The sequence below is a fragment of the Yinghuangia sp. ASG 101 genome (assembly GCF_021165735.1).
In the GTDB taxonomy this organism is placed as follows: Bacteria; Actinomycetota; Actinomycetes; order Streptomycetales; family Streptomycetaceae; genus Yinghuangia.
The window spans coordinates 4699690-4714539 of sequence record NZ_CP088911.1; the positions used below are offsets into that span (position 1 = coordinate 4699690).

Annotated in this window: 16 protein-coding genes; 8 read left to right on the forward strand and 8 right to left on the reverse strand. The window is 72.1% G+C overall.

Going from position 1 to position 14850, the window contains the following annotated elements; all coding sequences use genetic code 11:
• Positions 1 to 59: 59 nt before the first annotated feature.
• Positions 60 to 1604: a class I adenylate-forming enzyme family protein gene (locus tag LO772_RS20190; protein WP_231773426.1), complete on the reverse strand. Its 1545-nt coding sequence runs from the start codon at positions 1602 to 1604 to the stop codon at positions 60 to 62.
• A 117-nt stretch (positions 1605 to 1721) separates the two neighbouring features.
• On the opposite strand from LO772_RS20190, the gene LO772_RS20195 reads away from it, so the two are divergent.
• Positions 1722 to 2828 carry an acyl-CoA dehydrogenase family protein gene (locus tag LO772_RS20195; protein WP_231773427.1) on the forward strand — a complete coding sequence of 369 codons (1107 nt, stop codon included), beginning with the start codon at positions 1722 to 1724 and terminating at the stop codon, positions 2826 to 2828.
• A gap of 4 nt (positions 2829 to 2832) precedes the next feature.
• On the opposite strand, the gene LO772_RS20200 is transcribed toward LO772_RS20195, so the two are convergent.
• Positions 2833 to 3432 carry a Uma2 family endonuclease gene (locus LO772_RS20200; protein WP_231773428.1) on the reverse strand — a complete coding sequence of 200 codons (600 nt, stop codon included), beginning with the start codon at positions 3430 to 3432 and terminating at the stop codon, positions 2833 to 2835.
• Positions 3433 to 3654: 222 nt separating this feature from the next.
• Here LO772_RS20200 and LO772_RS20205 point away from each other — a divergent pair, with 222 nt between their 5' ends.
• Positions 3655 to 4770, forward strand: coding sequence for a hypothetical protein (locus LO772_RS20205; RefSeq protein WP_231773429.1), 1116 nt, complete (start codon positions 3655 to 3657; stop codon positions 4768 to 4770).
• A 133-nt stretch (positions 4771 to 4903) separates the two neighbouring features.
• Here the strand turns inward: LO772_RS20205 and LO772_RS20210 are convergent, their stop codons facing one another.
• Positions 4904 to 5551, reverse strand: a complete 648-nt coding sequence (locus tag LO772_RS20210) for a TetR/AcrR family transcriptional regulator (RefSeq protein ID WP_231773430.1) — start codon at positions 5549 to 5551, stop codon at positions 4904 to 4906.
• Positions 5552 to 5555: 4 nt separating this feature from the next.
• Positions 5556 to 6359 carry an SDR family oxidoreductase gene (locus tag LO772_RS20215; RefSeq protein ID WP_231773431.1) on the reverse strand — a complete coding sequence of 268 codons (804 nt, stop codon included), beginning with the start codon at positions 6357 to 6359 and terminating at the stop codon, positions 5556 to 5558.
• A 124-nt stretch (positions 6360 to 6483) separates the two neighbouring features.
• Here LO772_RS20215 and LO772_RS20220 point away from each other — a divergent pair, with 124 nt between their 5' ends.
• The 4 genes from LO772_RS20220 to LO772_RS20235 are packed head-to-tail and all read left to right on the forward strand — an operon-like array spanning position 6484 to position 9975.
• Positions 6484 to 7275 (forward strand): enoyl-CoA hydratase family protein, encoded by a 792-nt coding sequence (locus LO772_RS20220; RefSeq protein WP_231773432.1) that lies wholly within the window; start codon positions 6484 to 6486, stop codon positions 7273 to 7275.
• Entirely contained in the window at positions 7257 to 8129 is an 873-nt protein-coding gene (locus LO772_RS20225; protein WP_231773433.1) for a CoA transferase subunit A, read from the forward strand. The genes LO772_RS20220 and LO772_RS20225 overlap by 19 nt, the downstream gene beginning before the upstream one ends.
• Positions 8126 to 8902: a CoA-transferase subunit beta gene (locus tag LO772_RS20230; RefSeq protein WP_231773434.1), complete on the forward strand. Its 777-nt coding sequence runs from the start codon at positions 8126 to 8128 to the stop codon at positions 8900 to 8902. The genes LO772_RS20225 and LO772_RS20230 overlap by 4 nt, the downstream gene beginning before the upstream one ends.
• Entirely contained in the window at positions 8899 to 9975 is a 1077-nt protein-coding gene (locus LO772_RS20235) for an NAD(P)H-dependent flavin oxidoreductase (protein WP_231773435.1), read from the forward strand. The genes LO772_RS20230 and LO772_RS20235 overlap by 4 nt, the downstream gene beginning before the upstream one ends.
• Positions 9976 to 9984: 9 nt before the next feature.
• Here the strand turns inward: LO772_RS20235 and LO772_RS20240 are convergent, their stop codons facing one another.
• A complete protein-coding gene (locus LO772_RS20240; protein ID WP_231773436.1) occupies positions 9985 to 10812 on the reverse strand; it encodes a helix-turn-helix domain-containing protein in 828 nt (275 codons plus the stop codon).
• A 154-nt stretch (positions 10813 to 10966) separates the two neighbouring features.
• Between LO772_RS20240 and LO772_RS20245 the strand changes: the two genes are divergently transcribed.
• Positions 10967 to 12361: an MFS transporter gene (locus LO772_RS20245; RefSeq protein WP_231773437.1), complete on the forward strand. Its 1395-nt coding sequence runs from the start codon at positions 10967 to 10969 to the stop codon at positions 12359 to 12361.
• 51 nt (positions 12362 to 12412) lie between these two features.
• Here LO772_RS20245 and LO772_RS20250 read toward each other — a convergent pair whose 3' ends face one another.
• On the reverse strand, positions 12413 to 13006 hold the full coding sequence (locus LO772_RS20250) for an HhH-GPD-type base excision DNA repair protein (protein ID WP_231773438.1): 594 nt from the start codon (positions 13004 to 13006) through the stop codon (positions 12413 to 12415).
• A gap of 110 nt (positions 13007 to 13116) precedes the next feature.
• Here LO772_RS20250 and LO772_RS20255 point away from each other — a divergent pair, with 110 nt between their 5' ends.
• A complete protein-coding gene (locus LO772_RS20255; protein ID WP_231773439.1) occupies positions 13117 to 13782 on the forward strand; it encodes a hypothetical protein in 666 nt (221 codons plus the stop codon).
• Positions 13783 to 13855: 73 nt separating this feature from the next.
• Here the strand turns inward: LO772_RS20255 and LO772_RS20260 are convergent, their stop codons facing one another.
• Both LO772_RS20260 and LO772_RS20265 read right to left on the reverse strand, forming a co-directional pair.
• Complete coding sequence (locus LO772_RS20260) at positions 13856 to 14233, reverse strand: hypothetical protein (protein WP_231773440.1); 378 nt, start codon at positions 14231 to 14233, stop codon at positions 13856 to 13858.
• Positions 14234 to 14403: 170 nt separating this feature from the next.
• Positions 14404 to 14847: a roadblock/LC7 domain-containing protein gene (locus tag LO772_RS20265; protein WP_231773441.1), complete on the reverse strand. Its 444-nt coding sequence runs from the start codon at positions 14845 to 14847 to the stop codon at positions 14404 to 14406.
• Positions 14848 to 14850 lie beyond the last annotated feature (3 nt).

The window sequence follows — 14850 nt, forward strand, 5'->3', positions numbered from 1 at the left end:
CACTTTCCCACAGTCGTCGGTTTTTGTTGTCCGAACGCGACACGCACCAAACAGCTTGCTCAGCGAGGCCGATCGCGACGGCCCCCGCGCCGCTCACGCTCCGCGAGCGCCGCGCGGTCGACCTTGTCCATCCCGGTCAGCGGCAGCCCGTCCACCACCCGCAGTGCCTCCGGCAGCTTGTACGCCGCCAGCCTCGGCGCCGCGAACGCGCGCAACTCCTCCAGCGTGGGCGCCGGTTCGCCCGCGTGCGGCACCACGACCGCCACCCCGACCTCGCCCATCACGTCGCTCGGCCGCGGGGTCACCGCGACGGCCGCGACCGCCGGGTGGGCGAGCAGCACGGACTCCACCTCCAAGGGGAAGACGTTGTACCCGCCCCGGATGTACGCGTCCGAGATCCGGCCGGTGATCCGCAGGCACCCCGCCTCGTCGACCGCGCCCAGGTCGCCGGTCCGCAGCCAGCCGTCGCCGTCCAGCGCCCGCGCGGTCTCCTCCGGATTCCGCCAGTAGCCGGCCATCACCGCCGGGGAGCGCAGGCAGACCTGCCCCACCTCGCCCGCCCCCGACACCCGCCCGGTCTCCGGATCGCGGATCTCCAGCTCGGTGCCGGGCCGGGGCCGCCCGACCGTGTGCAGCGCCTCCTCGTCCGGCGCGTCGAACGCCGTCAGGGTGCCGAGCCCGCCCGACTCGGTCAGCGAGTACCGGATCGAGTAGCCCGCCCCGAAGCGCTCCCGGGCCTCCCGCACCAGCGGCGCCGGCGACGGCCCCGCCCCCACGATCAGCCCGCGCACGGACGAGAAGTCGTACGCGTCGAACTCCGGGCGGCGCAGCAGCAGCGACACCTGCGCCGCCACACCGCCGATGTACGCGATCCGCTCCCGCGCGATGATCCGCAGCGCGTCCTGCGCCCGCCAGCGCTCCAGCAGGTGCAGGGTCGCACCCAGCCGGAGGTACCCGGCGAGCTTCGTCATGAACCCGACGTGCGTGAGCCCGGTGGCCACGAGTTGCGGCCCGCCCCCGCCCCAGAGCCCGGCGGTGTCCATCGCGGTGATCGCGGCGATCTGCCGCGACGTGAACAGCGCGCCCTTCGGCGTGCCCGTGGTCCCCGACGTGAAGACGACCGTTTCGGGGGCGTCGGGTTCGGCGTCGGGTTCGCCGGTCCCGGAGCGCCCGGGCGCCGGCGGGACCGCGTCGAGCCGCAGATCACCCCACACGTCCCCGGACCGCTCCGCCGGTATGCAGCGCAGCAGTTCCGGCCCCGAGGGCAGCCGGTCGGCCAACTCCCCGGTGGCGATGACGAGTTCGGGTGCCGCCTGGTGGAGCACCCGGGCCCGCTCGCGCTCGGTGTACCGCGGGCTGACCCCCGTGGTGACCGCGCCGAGCCGGGCGAGCGCGAGGTACGCCACCACGTACTCCGGCCCGGACGGCAGCACGAGCGCCGCCGCGTCCCCCTCCCGTACGCCGCGTTTCGCCAGCCCGGCGGCGACCTGGTCGGTGAGCACGTCCAGGTGCGCGTACGTGAACGCCGTGCCGCCCCGGACCAGCGCCCGGCGCTCGGGAAAACGCCGTGCGGCCTCCCGCAGCACTGCGGCGACAACGGTCATCGGGCGTCCTTCGGCTGTGGTGCAGGCGGTTCCCCGTGATATGACGGTGTGTCAGATACTGACGCGTGGACGGCTCACGGGCAAGAGGCAGGCCCGCCACACCAGGGAGTCAGCGGCATGGACGTCGGGTTCGGCGAGGAACAGGAAGAGATCCGCAAGGCACTGCGCGACGCGCTCGACAAGCACGGCGACTCGGCCGCCGTCCGCGCGGCGGCGGAGAGCGCCGACGGCTACGACACGCGGGTGTGGCGCCGCCTGTGCGACCAGACCGGGCTGCCCGGCCTCGGCATCCCCGAGCGCTACGGCGGCGTCGGCCTCGGCTTCACCGAAGTGGCCATCGCCTGCGAGGAGATGGGCCGCGCGCTGTATCCGTCGCCGTTCCTCGCGACGTGCGTCCGGGCCGCGACGGCCCTGCTGCGCAGCGGGGATGCGGAGGCGTGTGAGCGCCACGTGCCGGGCATCGCGGCGGGAACCCTGAGGGCCGCCCTGGCCGGGCCCACCGGCGAGGTCACCGCCGTCCCCTCATCCGACGGCGGCCACCGCCTCACCGGGACGGCCGACCACGTGATCGACGGTGCCCGTGCCGACGTCATCCTGGTCGCCGCGCGACTCGGCGGCGCACCGGCCCTGTTCGCGGTCGACGCCGACGCCACCGGCCTGACTCGCCGTCAACTCCCGGTCCTGGACCCGACCCGGCGCCAAGCGCGGCTCGCCTTCACCGCGACCCCGGCCCGACTCGTCGGCACGCCCGGCGCCGCGGCGCTCCTGGACCGCATCCGCGAATTCACCGAGATCGCCGTCGCCGCCGAATGCGTCGGGGGCGCGGCCCGCTGCCTGGACATGACCGTCGATTACGTCAAACTCCGCAGGCAATTCGGCCGGCAAATAGGCTCGTTCCAAGCCGTCAAACACCGCTGCGCGGATATGTACGTGCAATTGGAGACCGCGAGATCGGCGCTGCACCACACGCTGCGGACGGCCGCCGCAGCCGAGTCGTCAGGACCGGGCGCCGAGGAGCTGCGCGTCATGGCCCCGCTGGCGATGACCACCGCGACGGACACCTACCGGTGGATCGCCGAAGAGACGATCCAACTCCACGGCGGTATCGGATTCACCTGGGAACACGACGCCCATTTGCACCTCAAGCGCGCGACAACCTCCGCGCTGCTGTTCGGCCCCCGCACCGCACAACGCGAGCGCATCGCGGCGTCGGCGGGGATCTGAGGGGTCACCAGATGAAAATCGAGGTATCAAGGTCGGCGTTCCACGGGGGAGGAAAGCTGATCTTGGTGCCATACCCGACCCTCGTCTGGGACCGGTACCGACAATTGACCGGATCGGCGAACAACGTGACTTCCGAACGCAGGGGATCGATCAGCAGGTAGAGCGGAATGTGTCCTGATGCGTAACCGAGAGGCTTCACTTCGCGATCGTTCTTCTGGCTGTTCTCCGACACCACCTCCACCACGAGGTGGACCACATCGGGCCCGAACTTCCAGTCGGTGTGGGTGTCGACAGCCGCTTTGTCGAGCACGCAGAGATCCGGAACGTAGCAGTCCTTGTTCGGTGCGGTGGGCAACTGGATCGTTACGGGCGAGAATGAAACGCGCGTCTTCTCCGGCCTGTTCTCGCGGATAAACGATTCGTACAAATCCTCCAGCAATCCGGAGTGAGCCCCCACGGGCGTTGGTGACATGACGATCAGCCCTCCGATCAGCTCCACCCGTTGACCCTCAGGGGGATCGGTGTTCTCGAAGAGCTCTCGCTGATCGGGGCGCTCGATGCCGGCATCCGCCACCACAGCCGCCTCCTCCACAACCAGGGTCATGTCACTCCTTTCAGAGTACGCCGGGGCATCTTCCGACGCCGAGGATGGCGCATGTCGGGGGCGCCAGAGGCCCACGAAACATTTGTTTCCCTCAAACGGAGTAGTTTGAGATGCGGTTGTTGTGGTTCGTCGGAAGGACGGCCTCTGAACCCCTACGCCCTGCTGCTCCACGCTGCCCCCGAAGACCTCCACGGCCCTGTGGCGCTGCGCCTGGATCCGCAGGTGGCCGCATCGCTGCTGTCCTCGGAGCCGTTGCCTGGTCCCGGGCTGGCGGCGTATGCGGTCGCGCGCGGAGGCGACGTCGAGCGTGCCGCGATCGCCGGCAACGCGTCGGTGGGGGCCGACGTGTTGATGGACTTGGCCGAGCGGGGCGAGGACAGGGTCGCGCGGAGGTTGAGGACGAACGCGTCGGCCCCTCGGGAGGTTCTGGTACGGGTGCTGGACCCTGTTTCCGCGTGGCATTTGCTGCTGAGAAACCCGGGCATGTCGCGGCCGGACACCCGGCACCTGCTGTCCGTCGTCGGAGCCATGGACGACCCGGAAATTCCCGCCCGGGTACTGGAGTTGACGAGAGGCCCCGGCCGAATACCCGGCGATACCGTGGTGCTGGAGGCGTGCCTCGGCCTGTTGCGTGCCTCGGGTCCCGAGGCGGTGCTGGAGGCCATGTCCGGGCGGAAACCGCGCACGCGGCGCGCCGAGGACGACCCTGTGCACCGCGCGTACGCGCATCCCACCGATCCCGACCTGCTGGTCGGCGCGCTGGAGCACGAGGGCCGGACCCCCGTTGTCGTGGACCGGATCAACGCGTGCTGGTCGGTCGATGACGCCGTCGCGCTGCTGCGGGCACCGCGCGCCTCGCTCGACTGGGCGTACATCCTCGGTCGTAAGGAGACGCTGCGGCATCCGGCTCTCGCGGCGCTGGCGCGTCAGGTCGGCTGTCCCGAAGAACTGCGGCCCGAACCGCCCCCGGCCCCGCGACGCCGTCGGCGCGCACGGGACGGCGAGACCTTCGTGAGCGCGCACGTTCGTCAGCGGATGATGCGCGGCCTGGCGGACCTGGAGGAAACCCCGAACCCCTGGCTGCTGGACGCCCACGCGTCCGGGCGGCTCTCCGCCGCCACGATCCTCCGGCGCGGGGCTCCCGCCGTGCGCGCGCTGGAGATCCTCGAGCGCTGTGACGATCCCGAGCGCGTGGCCGACGCCCACCGCGCGCTCGCGGCGGCGACCTCCGGCCTGGGCCGGACGCCCGACGGCTGGGTCGTCGCCCTCAACCTGGTGCCGGCGTTCCCCGGCACGTGCGCCGAACTCCTCGCCACGGCACGGGCGGTCGTCTCGTGACGTGCGGGCACGCCGAAAGCGGACGTATCCGTTCCGGATGCGTCCGCGGGTGGTTCGCCGGAGTGCCGCGGTGGGGGCGCGTGCCCCGGCCGGAGCGCGCTCCCCGGGTGGGAGGCCGACCGGGGCGGCGTCGTCAGCGCGGGGGCTTCTTGCCGGTGATGCCCATGTAGACCAGGGTGGCGAGCGCGGGCCGCACGTCACGCATCTTGATCTTCCAGGTCTCGAAGCCCTTCTGGTGGCCCGAGACGGCCGCGAGCATCGCCACGAGGGTGCCCGCCATGGCGTTCGGCACGACCTCGTCGCCCGTCCGGTGCTTGGCGTGGACGTCCTCGATGGCCTCGGTGAGACCGTGTGTCACGGCGGTGAGGATGGACTGCCGGACCTTGTAGAACCGTTTGTCGCCCTCGGCCGCGGCCAGGTCGACGACCCGGAGGATCGGCTCGTACTCCTGCCAGAACTCCAGGAAGCCGTCGACCAGGGCCTCGGCCGCGGCGTAGCCGCCCTTGCCGGCCCACGCCTGGTTCTCGGTCAGCGTCTTGAGGCGCTGGCCGTCTTTGGCCATGTCGTTGGCGATCTCCAGGATCGCGCTCTCGACGTCCTGGAAGTACTGGTAGAAGGTGGCCGGCGAGGTGCCTGCCATCCGGGCGACGTCGATGACCTTGACGTCCCGGTATGGCGACGTGTCGAGCATCTCGCGCAGGCACTCCAGCAGTTTCTGCCGGGTGGCCTGGCCGCGTCGCCCGGCGACGCGGCCGTCGACGGTGCGAACTTGTCCTGTCATGGCGTCAGTTTACGGGCGCGTGATGGGGGTCGCTGTTCGCGGCGCGGAGGTAGGCGGGCAATTCTCCGCCGCCGTGGACGAGGATTTCCGCTCCGCTCACGTAGCGGGACATCGGCGACGCGAGGAAAAGGCATACGTCGGCGACATCGTGAGGATCAGCCATTCGGCCGAGCGGAATGGTCTTGCCAACCGCCGAGATGCCGTCCTCGTCGCCGTAGTGCAGGTGTGCCTGTTCGGTGCGGACCATGCCGACGATCAGCGAGTTCGTACGGATCCGGGGCGCCCATTCGACGGCGAGCGTCTTCGTCAGCGAGTTCATTCCGGCTTTCGCCGCGCCGTACGCCGCGGCGCCGGGGGAGGGGCGTACGCCGCTCACGCTGCTGATGTTGACGATCGAGCCGCCGGTCTCCTGAGCCGCCATCAGGCGGTGTGCGGCCTGCGCGAAATACAGCGGGCCGAGCAGGTTGAGTTCGATGATCGCCCTGGAGAAACGCGGGGACGCGGTCGCGGCGTCGATCGCGGGGGCGCCGCCGGCGTTGTTGACGAGGGTGTCGAGCCGGCCGAATTTCTCCTCGACGAACGCCACGGTGGCGAACGCCGTGTCGGGGTCGCGGACGTCGGCGGGGTGGTGGACCGCGGTGCGCCCGGCCGCGGTGGGCAGCGACTCGGGTGCGTTGCGCTGGCAGACGACCACATCGGCGCCGGCCGCGAGGAAGCGCTCGCTGATGCCGCGTCCGATGCCTCGGCCGCCGCCGGTCACGAGAACGACCCGGCCGGACTGGTCCAAGGGGTTCGGGTTTTCGGTCATGACGGTCTCCGCGGGGAAGTCGTGGGCGGGGTGGTCCTGTCTGGCGCGGCTTGTCGGGTGTCATCTATGGTGACACAGAGATCTGACGATCAGTCAGATTCGCGGCCGAATGGATCCGATCGCCATGGCAATCCGCTTCGAGGTACGCGAAGGCCTCGCCGAGGTGGTACTCGACGCGCCCCCGGTGAACGCCCTCGATGTCGCCGGCTGGTTCGAACTCGCCGACACCCTGCGCCGCGCGGGACGCGACCCCGGCGTCCGCGCGGTGGTGCTGCGTGCCGAGGGCCGCGGCTTCAACGCGGGCGTCGACATCAAGGAGATGCAGAACACGGCCGGCTTCGACGCCCTCTTGGGCGCCAACCGCGGCTGCTACGAGGCCTTCGCGGCGGTCTACGACTGCGAAGTCCCTGTCGTCGCGGCCGTGCACGGCTTCTGCGTCGGCGGCGGCATCGGGCTGGTCGGCAACGCGGACATCGTCGTCGCGAGCGACGACGCGTTCTTCGGGCTGCCGGAGGTCGACCGCGGGGCGCTCGGCGCCGCGACCCACCTGGCCCGGCTGGTGCCGCAGCACCGCATGCGGCAGATGGTCTACACGGGGGACACCGCCACGGCGGCCGAACTACACGCCCACGGCTCGGTCTTCAGGGTCGTCGCCCGCGACGAACTCGTGGCCGCCGCCTTCGAGGTCGCCGGTGCGATCGCGGCGAAGTCGCCCACGGTCATCCGCGCCGCGAAGGCCTCCCTCAACGGCATCGACCCGGTCGACGTGAAGCGCTCCTACCGCTACGAGCAGGGCTTCACCTTCGAACTGAACCTCACCGGCGTCTCGGACGGACTGCGCGACGCGTTCGTCGCCGGCCGCGACGCGGACACCTCGAACCAGTCAGGGAGTTCACGGTGGCAGACAAGCGAATGACGGCCGACGAGGTCGTCGACCGGCTCGACGACGGCATGACGGTCGGCATCGGCGGCTGGGGTTCGCGGCGCAAGCCGATGGCCCTGGTCCGGGCCATCCTGCGGTCCCCGCTGCGAGGGCTGACGATCGTCGCGTACGGCGGCCCCGACATCGGTCTGCTCGCCCGCGCCGGCAAGGCCGACAAGATCGTGTACGCGTTCGTCTCGCTCGACTCGATCCCGCTGGAGCCGAACTTCCGCCACGTCCGCGAGAACGGCCTCGTCGACGCGGTCGAGTACGACGAGGGGATGTTCCTGAGCGGCCTGCGCGCCGCCGCCTACCGGCTGCCGTTCCTGCCCACGCGCGCCGGGCTCGGCTCCGACATCCCCGTCGTGTCACCGCACCTGCGCACCGTCACGTCGCCGTACGACGACGGCGAGCGGCTCATCGCGATGCCCGCGCTGCGCCTCGACGCGGCACTCGTGCACGCCAACGTGGCCGACGAGAAGGGCAACGCCGCACTCACCGGACCCGACCAGTACATGGACGAACTGTTCTGCCTGGCCGCGGACAAGGCCTACGTCTCGGCCGAACGCGTCGTCGGCAGCGACGAGTTGCGGAAGGAGGCCGGCTGCGTCCACACACTCGTGCTGCACCGCTACATGACCGCCGGCGTCGTCGAGGCGCCGCACGGCGCGCACTTCACCGAATGCCCGCCGGAGTACGGCCGCGACGAGGCCTTCCAGAAGGCGTACGCGACCGCCGCCGGGGACCCCGCCCGATGGGCCGCGTTCGAGGAACGGTTCCTGAAGACCGCCGACGAGGCCGCCTACCAGGCCGAGGTCGCGAAGTTCCGTGAGGAGGACGGCCGATGACCACAACGACGGACATCGCGCGCGCCGACGTCTGCGTGGTCGCGATCGCCGAGTGCTTCCGCGGCGACGGCGAGATCTTCGGCTCGCCCATGGGGACCGTCCCGACCATCGGCGCGCGGCTGGCCCGCGCGACGTTCGAACCCGACCTCGTGCTCTCCGACGGCGAGTCGCTGCTCTTCGAGGGCACACACCAACTCGGCGTCAAACGCGACGAGTTCGCCGCCGTCGGATGGATTCCCTTCCGTGCCGTGCTGGACGTCCTGGCCTCCGGGCGGCGGCACGTGGTGATGGGGCCCGTCCAGATCGACCGGTACGGCAACGCGAACATCTCGGCGATCGGCGACTGGGCCAGGCCCAAGCGCCAGGTGCTGGGGGCACGCGGTGGACCGGGCAACACCGTGAACCACACCACGAGTTACTGGGTGCCCCGGCACGCGAAACGCGTCTTCACGCCGAGCGTCGACATGGTCTCGTGCGTCGGCCACGACCGCGCCGCGGAGCTCGGCGCCGCCGCGCGCTTCCACGAAGTGCGGCGCGTCGTCTCCAACTTGGGGGTCTTCGACTTCGTGTCCGCCGACGGCGGGCCCGCGACGATGCGCCTCGCGTCGGCGCATCCGGGCGTCACCGTCGACGAGATCGCCGACAACACCGGCTTCCCCCTCGTGGTGCCGGACGACGTGCCCGAGACGCGTTCGCCCACCGCCGACGAACTGCGGTTGATCCGCGAGGTCATCGACCCGCGCGGCCTGCGGCTGCGCGAGGTGCCGGCATGACGGCCGCCGACCCGCACCCCGCGCTGGCCACCGGGTTCACGGCCAAGTTCGGCGTCCGCCACCCGATCGTGCAGACCGGCATGGGGTACGTCTCCTCCCCGCCGCTCGTCGCCGCGACCGCCGAGGCCGGGGGCCTGGGCGTCCTGGCGTCCGCGACCATGACGTACGACGAACTCGTCGCCGCCATAGCGGCGGTCAAGAAGGCGACCGACCGGCCGTTCGCCGTCAACCTGCGCGCCGACGCGCCGGACGCGGCCGAACGGATCGACCTGATGGGCCGGGAGGGCGTCAAGGCCGCCTCGTTCGCCCAGGCGCCCCGGAAGGACCTCATCAAGCGCGCCCACGACCTCGGCCTGCTGGTCGTCCCGTCCATCGGCGCCAAACGGCACGCGCAGAAGGTCGCCGAATGGGGGGTCGACGGCGTCGTCGTCCAGGGCGGCGAAGGCGGCGGACACACCGGCTCCGTCCCGACGACGCTGCTGTTGCCGCAGGTCACCGATGTGCTGCGCGGTTCCGGCGTGACCGTGATCGCGGCCGGGGGCTTCTTCGACGGGCGCGGCCTGGTCGCCGCGCTCGCCTACGGAGCCGACGCGATCGCCATGGGCACGCGCTTCCTGCTGACCTCCGACAGTCCGGTGGGCCGCGCCGTCAAGGACGTGTACCTCGCCGCCGACGTCAACGGCACCGTCGTGTCGAAGGAGATCGACGGCGTCCCGCACCGCGTACTGGCCACGGACTTCGTCAGGCGCCTGGAGCGCCGGTCGGCGGCCCGCTACCCGCGCGCCCTCGCCAACGCGTGGAAGTTCCGCAAACTGTCCGGGACTTCGCTGCCCGACCTGATCCGCGAAGGCCTCGCGACGCGCAAGGCCCGGTCCCTGACCTGGCCCCAGGTCCTGATGGCGGCCAACACCCCGGTGCTCCTGCGGGCCGCCATGGTGGACGGCCGCCCCGAGTACGGCGTCATGGCCTCGGGGCAGGCCGCGGGCGTCATCGACGACCTGCCGACCTGTCAGGAGCTGATCGACGGCATCGTCACCCAGGCGTCCGCGATCCTCGACGGCCTGAAGGGCTGACGACCGCCCTCAGCCCGCGAGTCGCCGCAGCGCCCGCTCGGACGCCGAGCCGGGTTCGGCGGCGAACAGGTCGAGCCCGCAGCACGACGGCTCGTCCGGTAGCGCGATGAGCTCGCCGTGCAAGGTGAGTTCGCCGACGACCGGGTGGTGCAGCACGTACCGACGGCTCCGCACCTGGCCGACCGGGTGCTCCGCCCATATCCGCTCGAAGTCCGGGCTGGTCCCGCGCATGCGGGCGATGTGCGCGGCGAGCCCGTCGTCCCCGCGGAACCGGCCGAGCAGCACGCGCAGATGCGCCACGTGCTCGCGCGCCGCCGACTCCCAGCCGGGGCCGTGCAGGCGCCGCAAGTGCGGGTCCGCGAACAGCAGGTCCGAGATCGTCCGGCGGTCGTCCGGCCGCGCGGGGAAGTCGCCGAACACCGCGACCGCGAGCCGGCTCCATCCGACGATCTGCGTGTGCCGCCCGACCAGCAGCGCCGGCGTCAGCACGAACGACTCCAGCAGGTGGCGCAGCCCTGGGCGCACCCGCGGCGACGACGCCGCCTTCGCCCCGGGAGGGGGACGCCGCGCGATCCGGTGCAGGTACGCCGACTCGTCCGCGTCCAGCCGCAGCGCCGCCCCGATGGCGTCCAGCACCTCGTCCGAGACGCTGTCGCCGCGGCCCTGCTCCAGCCGCGTGTAGTGGGCGATGCTCACCCCCGCGAGCCGGGCCAGCTCCTCCCGCCGCAATCCCGCGACCCGGCGCATCCCGCCGTAGTCGGGCAGGCCGACGTCCTCCGGGCGCAGGCGAGCGCGCCGCGACTTGAGGAACTGGCTCAGTTCGGTCCGATCGTCCACGCGTTCGACCCTACGCCCGCCCGGGTGGGTGATCAGGGCGGTGCCTACGCACGACAGGGGCCTGGTTGGGCGCCCGGCGGCGCTTTCATGCTGGCCGTCGGGCCGCCCGAGCCGACCCGCGGCCCCCGATCCCCCCTGCCCCCGGAGGCCCCGCGTGCCCACCGACCGCCCCGTACGAAGCCCCGGCGCGACTCTGACGCTGCTCGGCCTCGCGAGCCTCATCACCGCGCTGGACTTCACCATCGTCTACGTCGCGCTCCCGGAGATCGCGCGCGACGTCGGATTCTCCGCGCACTCCCTCCAGTGGGTGGTCAGCGCGTACGCCGTCGTCTACGGCGGTCTGCTGCTCCTCGGCGGTCGACTGGCCGACCTGCTGGGCCGCCGGCGCATGTTCGTGACCGGCATGGTCCTGTACGGCCTCGGCTCGGTGCTGGGCGGTCTCGCCGGGACTCCCGGACCGCTCATCGCGGCCCGTGCGGTCCAGGGCGTCGGCGGCGCGGTGCTGTTCCCGGCGACGTTGTCGCTGGTCACGACGATGTTCGAGGAAGGAAGGCCACGCAACCGGGCGCTGGCGGTGTGGTCGGTCGCCGGAGCGGGCGGCCTCAGCCTGGGCGCGCTGCTGGGCGGCGTGCTGACGTCGGCGTTCGGCTGGCAGGCGGTCTTCTTCGTGAACGTCCCCCTGGTCGTGATCGCGGGCCTGGCGGCCTTCGTCCTGCTTGTGCCCGATCCGTCCCGCCGCGCGGGGGGCGGGTTCGACGTCGCCGGCGCGCTCACCGGCACCGCGGGGATGACCCTGCTGGTCTTCGCCCTCGCGCAGGGGCCCGCGTGGGGATGGGGCAGCGCCCGCGTGCTGGGCGCCTCCGCCGCCGGCGTCGTGTCGCTCGCGGTCTTCGCGGCCGTCGAGCGGCGCGCGCGGCAGCCGCTGCTGCGCCCCGGACTGTCGGCCGACCGCGGCCTCCGCGCCGCGACCGCCGTCATTCTGGTTTTCGGCCTGACCCTCCAGGCCGTGCCGTACTTCCTGACGCTGTATTTCCAAGGAACCATGGGCTATTCGGCACTGCGCACCGGCGTCGCGTTCCTGGGCCCGACGCTCTCCATCACCGTCGGCAACCTGGTCGGCGAGCGGTTGGTCGCGCGGCTCGGGGTACGCGGCCTCCTCGTCGCCGGCTTCGTCGTCGCCGCCGGCGGCACCGCGCTGATCGCGGCGGCCATGACCGGCGGCGCGAGCTACCCGGGACTGCTCGCCGGCATCGTCGGCTTCGGCCTCGGCACCGGCGTGGTCTTCTCGACGATGTGGATCGCCGCCGCGAGCGGTGTCGCGGGCGAGGAACAGGGCACCGCGTCCGGCCTCGCGTCGACCGCGCTCCAATTCGGCTCGGGAGCGGGCCTCGCGATCCTGGTCGGCGTCGACGGCATCCGCGCGGCGGTGTTCGCCGTCGCCGCCGGTGCCGCTGTTCTCGGCCCGTGTGCGGCTCTGCTGCTCCGCCCGCCTTCCGCGGCGCCGGTGGTCGCGGAGGCCGTGCCCGGGGAGCCGGGCCGCGCGGGATGACGCGGGCGCGCCGCGCGTGGGGCGCTCGTACCGTCGGCGCGGGCCGGGCCGTCAGGACTTCTTGGCGGCCTTCGCGGCTTTCGCGGCCTGCTTGGCCTCCTGCTTGGTCGCCCGGACCTTCGCGAGCGATTCGGGTCCGGTGATGTCGGCCACCGACCGGAACGAGCCTTCCTCGCCGTACGCGCCCGCCGCCTCGCGCCAGCCCTCGGGGGTGACGCCGTACTGCTTGCCGAGCAGCGCGGTGAAGATCTGCGCCTTCTGGGTGCCGTACCCGGGCAACGCGTTCAGGCGTGCGAACAGGTCCTTGCCCGTCGCGACGCCCTTCCAGACCGCCGCCGCGTCGCCGTCGTAGTGGTCGACCAGGTACCGGCACAGCTGCTGGACGCGCTTGGCCATCGACCCCGGGTAGCGGTGCACGGCCGGTTTCTCGGCCACGAGCGCCGCGAACGCCTCCGGGTCGTACGCCGCGATCGCGTGCGCGTCGAGATCGTCGCCGCCCATCCGCCGCGCGATCGTGTGGGGTCCGTTGAAGGCCCACTCCATGGGGATCTGCTGGTCCAGCAGCATCCCGATCAGCGCGGCGAGCGGGCTGCGGCCGAGGAGCGCGTCGGCGTCGGGCTGCTGGGCCAGGTGGATCGTCGTCATGCCCCGATTTTGGCACCGGGCCCGGGCACCGGCGCGGCGGGAGGCCTCGCGGGTACACGCTGTGGCGGCATAGGCTCACAGAACGAGACCTCGGCCGTGGACGGTGGAGCATGCCTGGCCCGGTAAGCGACCTCGCCGCGCGGATCCTGCCCCGGTGGCGGCTCCCCGCGGTGGATCACCACTCCCTCGCGTGGCGGGCGACGCTGTTCATCGTCGTGTGTGCCGTGTGCTGGCCGTTCCAGGCATACGGGCTCAACAGCGATCTCCTCGAAGGGGGCATGGCCCGCGGCGTCCTCGTCGCCGCGCCGCTGCTGTTCCAGCTCGCGCTGCTGCGCTACTACGTGCTGCGCCACCTGCACCCGCACCCGTGGGCGCTGCTCGTCCCCGGGGCCGTCGGGGGCCTGCTGCTGCTCGCGTCGGCGCTCCAGGCGTACGACCTCTACATGTTCGTCTTCGGCAAGGACGGCAGCGCGGTCATCGTCGGCGAGCGCGAGTCCGACGGGAGGCCCGGGAGCGACCGGCCCGACACGGAATGCGTCGTGCGGCTCCCCGACGGCGACCGCGACAAACTGCACGGCGGCGGCCGGTGCCCCGGCGAGCCGGGGGACGAGTTCCTGGTGGTGTACGACCCCGCCAACCGCGTCCCGCCGGACCTCGGCACGGTCTCGTCGCTCAACCCGGGGGCCGCGACGGGCCTCGGCGCGGCTGGGATGGCCGTGCTGATCGTGACCGTCGGCGTGGTCGTGAAGCGGGCGGAGGACGACCCGCCCAACTGAACCCGGCGGGACCCCGAGGGGCGGGTGCGGCGAAGAGATCCGCACCCGCCCCGCACGGCGTCGCGCGGCCCGCTCAGATCTCCAGGCCGGCCTCGATGCCCCGGAGCTGGTGGCGGGCCATGGCGAGGTTCGCGCGGCCCTTGTCGAGCGCCAGGTACAGGAACAGGCCGTTCTTGCCGCGACCCCTCAGCAGCCTGATCAGGTGGTACTGGGTGCCGAGGGTGATGAGGATGTCCTCGATCTCGTCCTTGATGCCCAGCATCTCCATGGCGCGGGCCTTGGCGCGGACGACGTCGGTGTTCCCGGCCGCGGCGACGGTCAGGTCGAGGTCCTTGCCGCCGCCGAGGACGCCCAGCGCCATTCCGCTGTTGTAGTCGACGAGGGCCACGCCGATCGTGCCCTCGATGGTGGTCATCGCTTCCTTGAGCGCGGTGTCGGTGTTGGCAGCCATCTGAGTGGGCCTTTCTGCTCCGGTGGGCTCGTGCGTCGGTGTCGCACGAGGCGGTCTCGTGCGCGTGGTTCTCACGCGTGGTGCGGGCATGGCGTCGCTCCCGGCGTCGACTCGTATCCGTCCCGCGCCGTCGGCGACGTCGCGGGTGACGTCGCGGGTGACGTCGCGGGTCAGGCGCCGTTCTCGCGGGCCTTCAGCGCTTCGGTCACCAGGTCGGCGATGCGGGCGCCGGAGAGCCGCGATTCCAGGTGCAGCCGACCGATGTTCGTCCGCGGTTCGGCCAGGACGGTCAGAACCGCGAGCGGGCCGGCGGCGTACGTCGCGACGTAGCCGTCGTCGCCGCGTATCAGCAGTTCGCGGAAATCGCCGCGCCCGGTGGTGGCGGCCATCCGCACCGCGACGGCGAGGGACGCGGCGGTCAGCGCGGCGATGCTCTCGCCTTCCGGTCCGGCCGCGTCCTGGGCGATGACCAGGCCGTCGACACCGGCCGCCACGGCCCCGGTGACCTGGGGCAGGCGGGCCCGCAACCGCCGGATCTCGTCGAGGACCTCGGCTTCCGCGACGGGCACGTGTGGTTTCCTCCTCCCGGCGCGCTGCCACAGCGCACGCTTCATGAC

Excerpts from the sequence above, each read along its gene's own strand:
- LO772_RS20190 (WP_231773426.1), bottom strand. The coding sequence starts at position 1,604 with ATGACCGTTGTCGCCGCAGTGCTGCGGGAGGCCGCACGGCGTTTTCCC.
- LO772_RS20195 (WP_231773427.1), top strand. The coding sequence starts at position 1,722 with ATGGACGTCGGGTTCGGCGAGGAACAGGAAGAGATCCGCAAGGCACTG.
- LO772_RS20200 (WP_231773428.1), bottom strand. The coding sequence starts at position 3,432 with ATGACCCTGGTTGTGGAGGAGGCGGCTGTGGTGGCGGATGCCGGCATC.
- LO772_RS20210 (WP_231773430.1), bottom strand. The coding sequence starts at position 5,551 with ATGACAGGACAAGTTCGCACCGTCGACGGCCGCGTCGCCGGGCGACGC.
- LO772_RS20215 (WP_231773431.1), bottom strand. The coding sequence starts at position 6,359 with ATGACCGAAAACCCGAACCCCTTGGACCAGTCCGGCCGGGTCGTTCTC.
- LO772_RS20220 (WP_231773432.1), top strand. The coding sequence starts at position 6,484 with ATGGCAATCCGCTTCGAGGTACGCGAAGGCCTCGCCGAGGTGGTACTC.
- LO772_RS20230 (WP_231773434.1), top strand. The coding sequence starts at position 8,126 with ATGACCACAACGACGGACATCGCGCGCGCCGACGTCTGCGTGGTCGCG.
- LO772_RS20235 (WP_231773435.1), top strand. The coding sequence starts at position 8,899 with ATGACGGCCGCCGACCCGCACCCCGCGCTGGCCACCGGGTTCACGGCC.
- LO772_RS20250 (WP_231773438.1), bottom strand. The coding sequence starts at position 13,006 with ATGACGACGATCCACCTGGCCCAGCAGCCCGACGCCGACGCGCTCCTC.
- LO772_RS20255 (WP_231773439.1), top strand. The coding sequence starts at position 13,117 with ATGCCTGGCCCGGTAAGCGACCTCGCCGCGCGGATCCTGCCCCGGTGG.
- LO772_RS20260 (WP_231773440.1), bottom strand. The coding sequence starts at position 14,233 with ATGGCTGCCAACACCGACACCGCGCTCAAGGAAGCGATGACCACCATC.
- LO772_RS20265 (WP_231773441.1), bottom strand. The coding sequence starts at position 14,847 with ATGAAGCGTGCGCTGTGGCAGCGCGCCGGGAGGAGGAAACCACACGTG.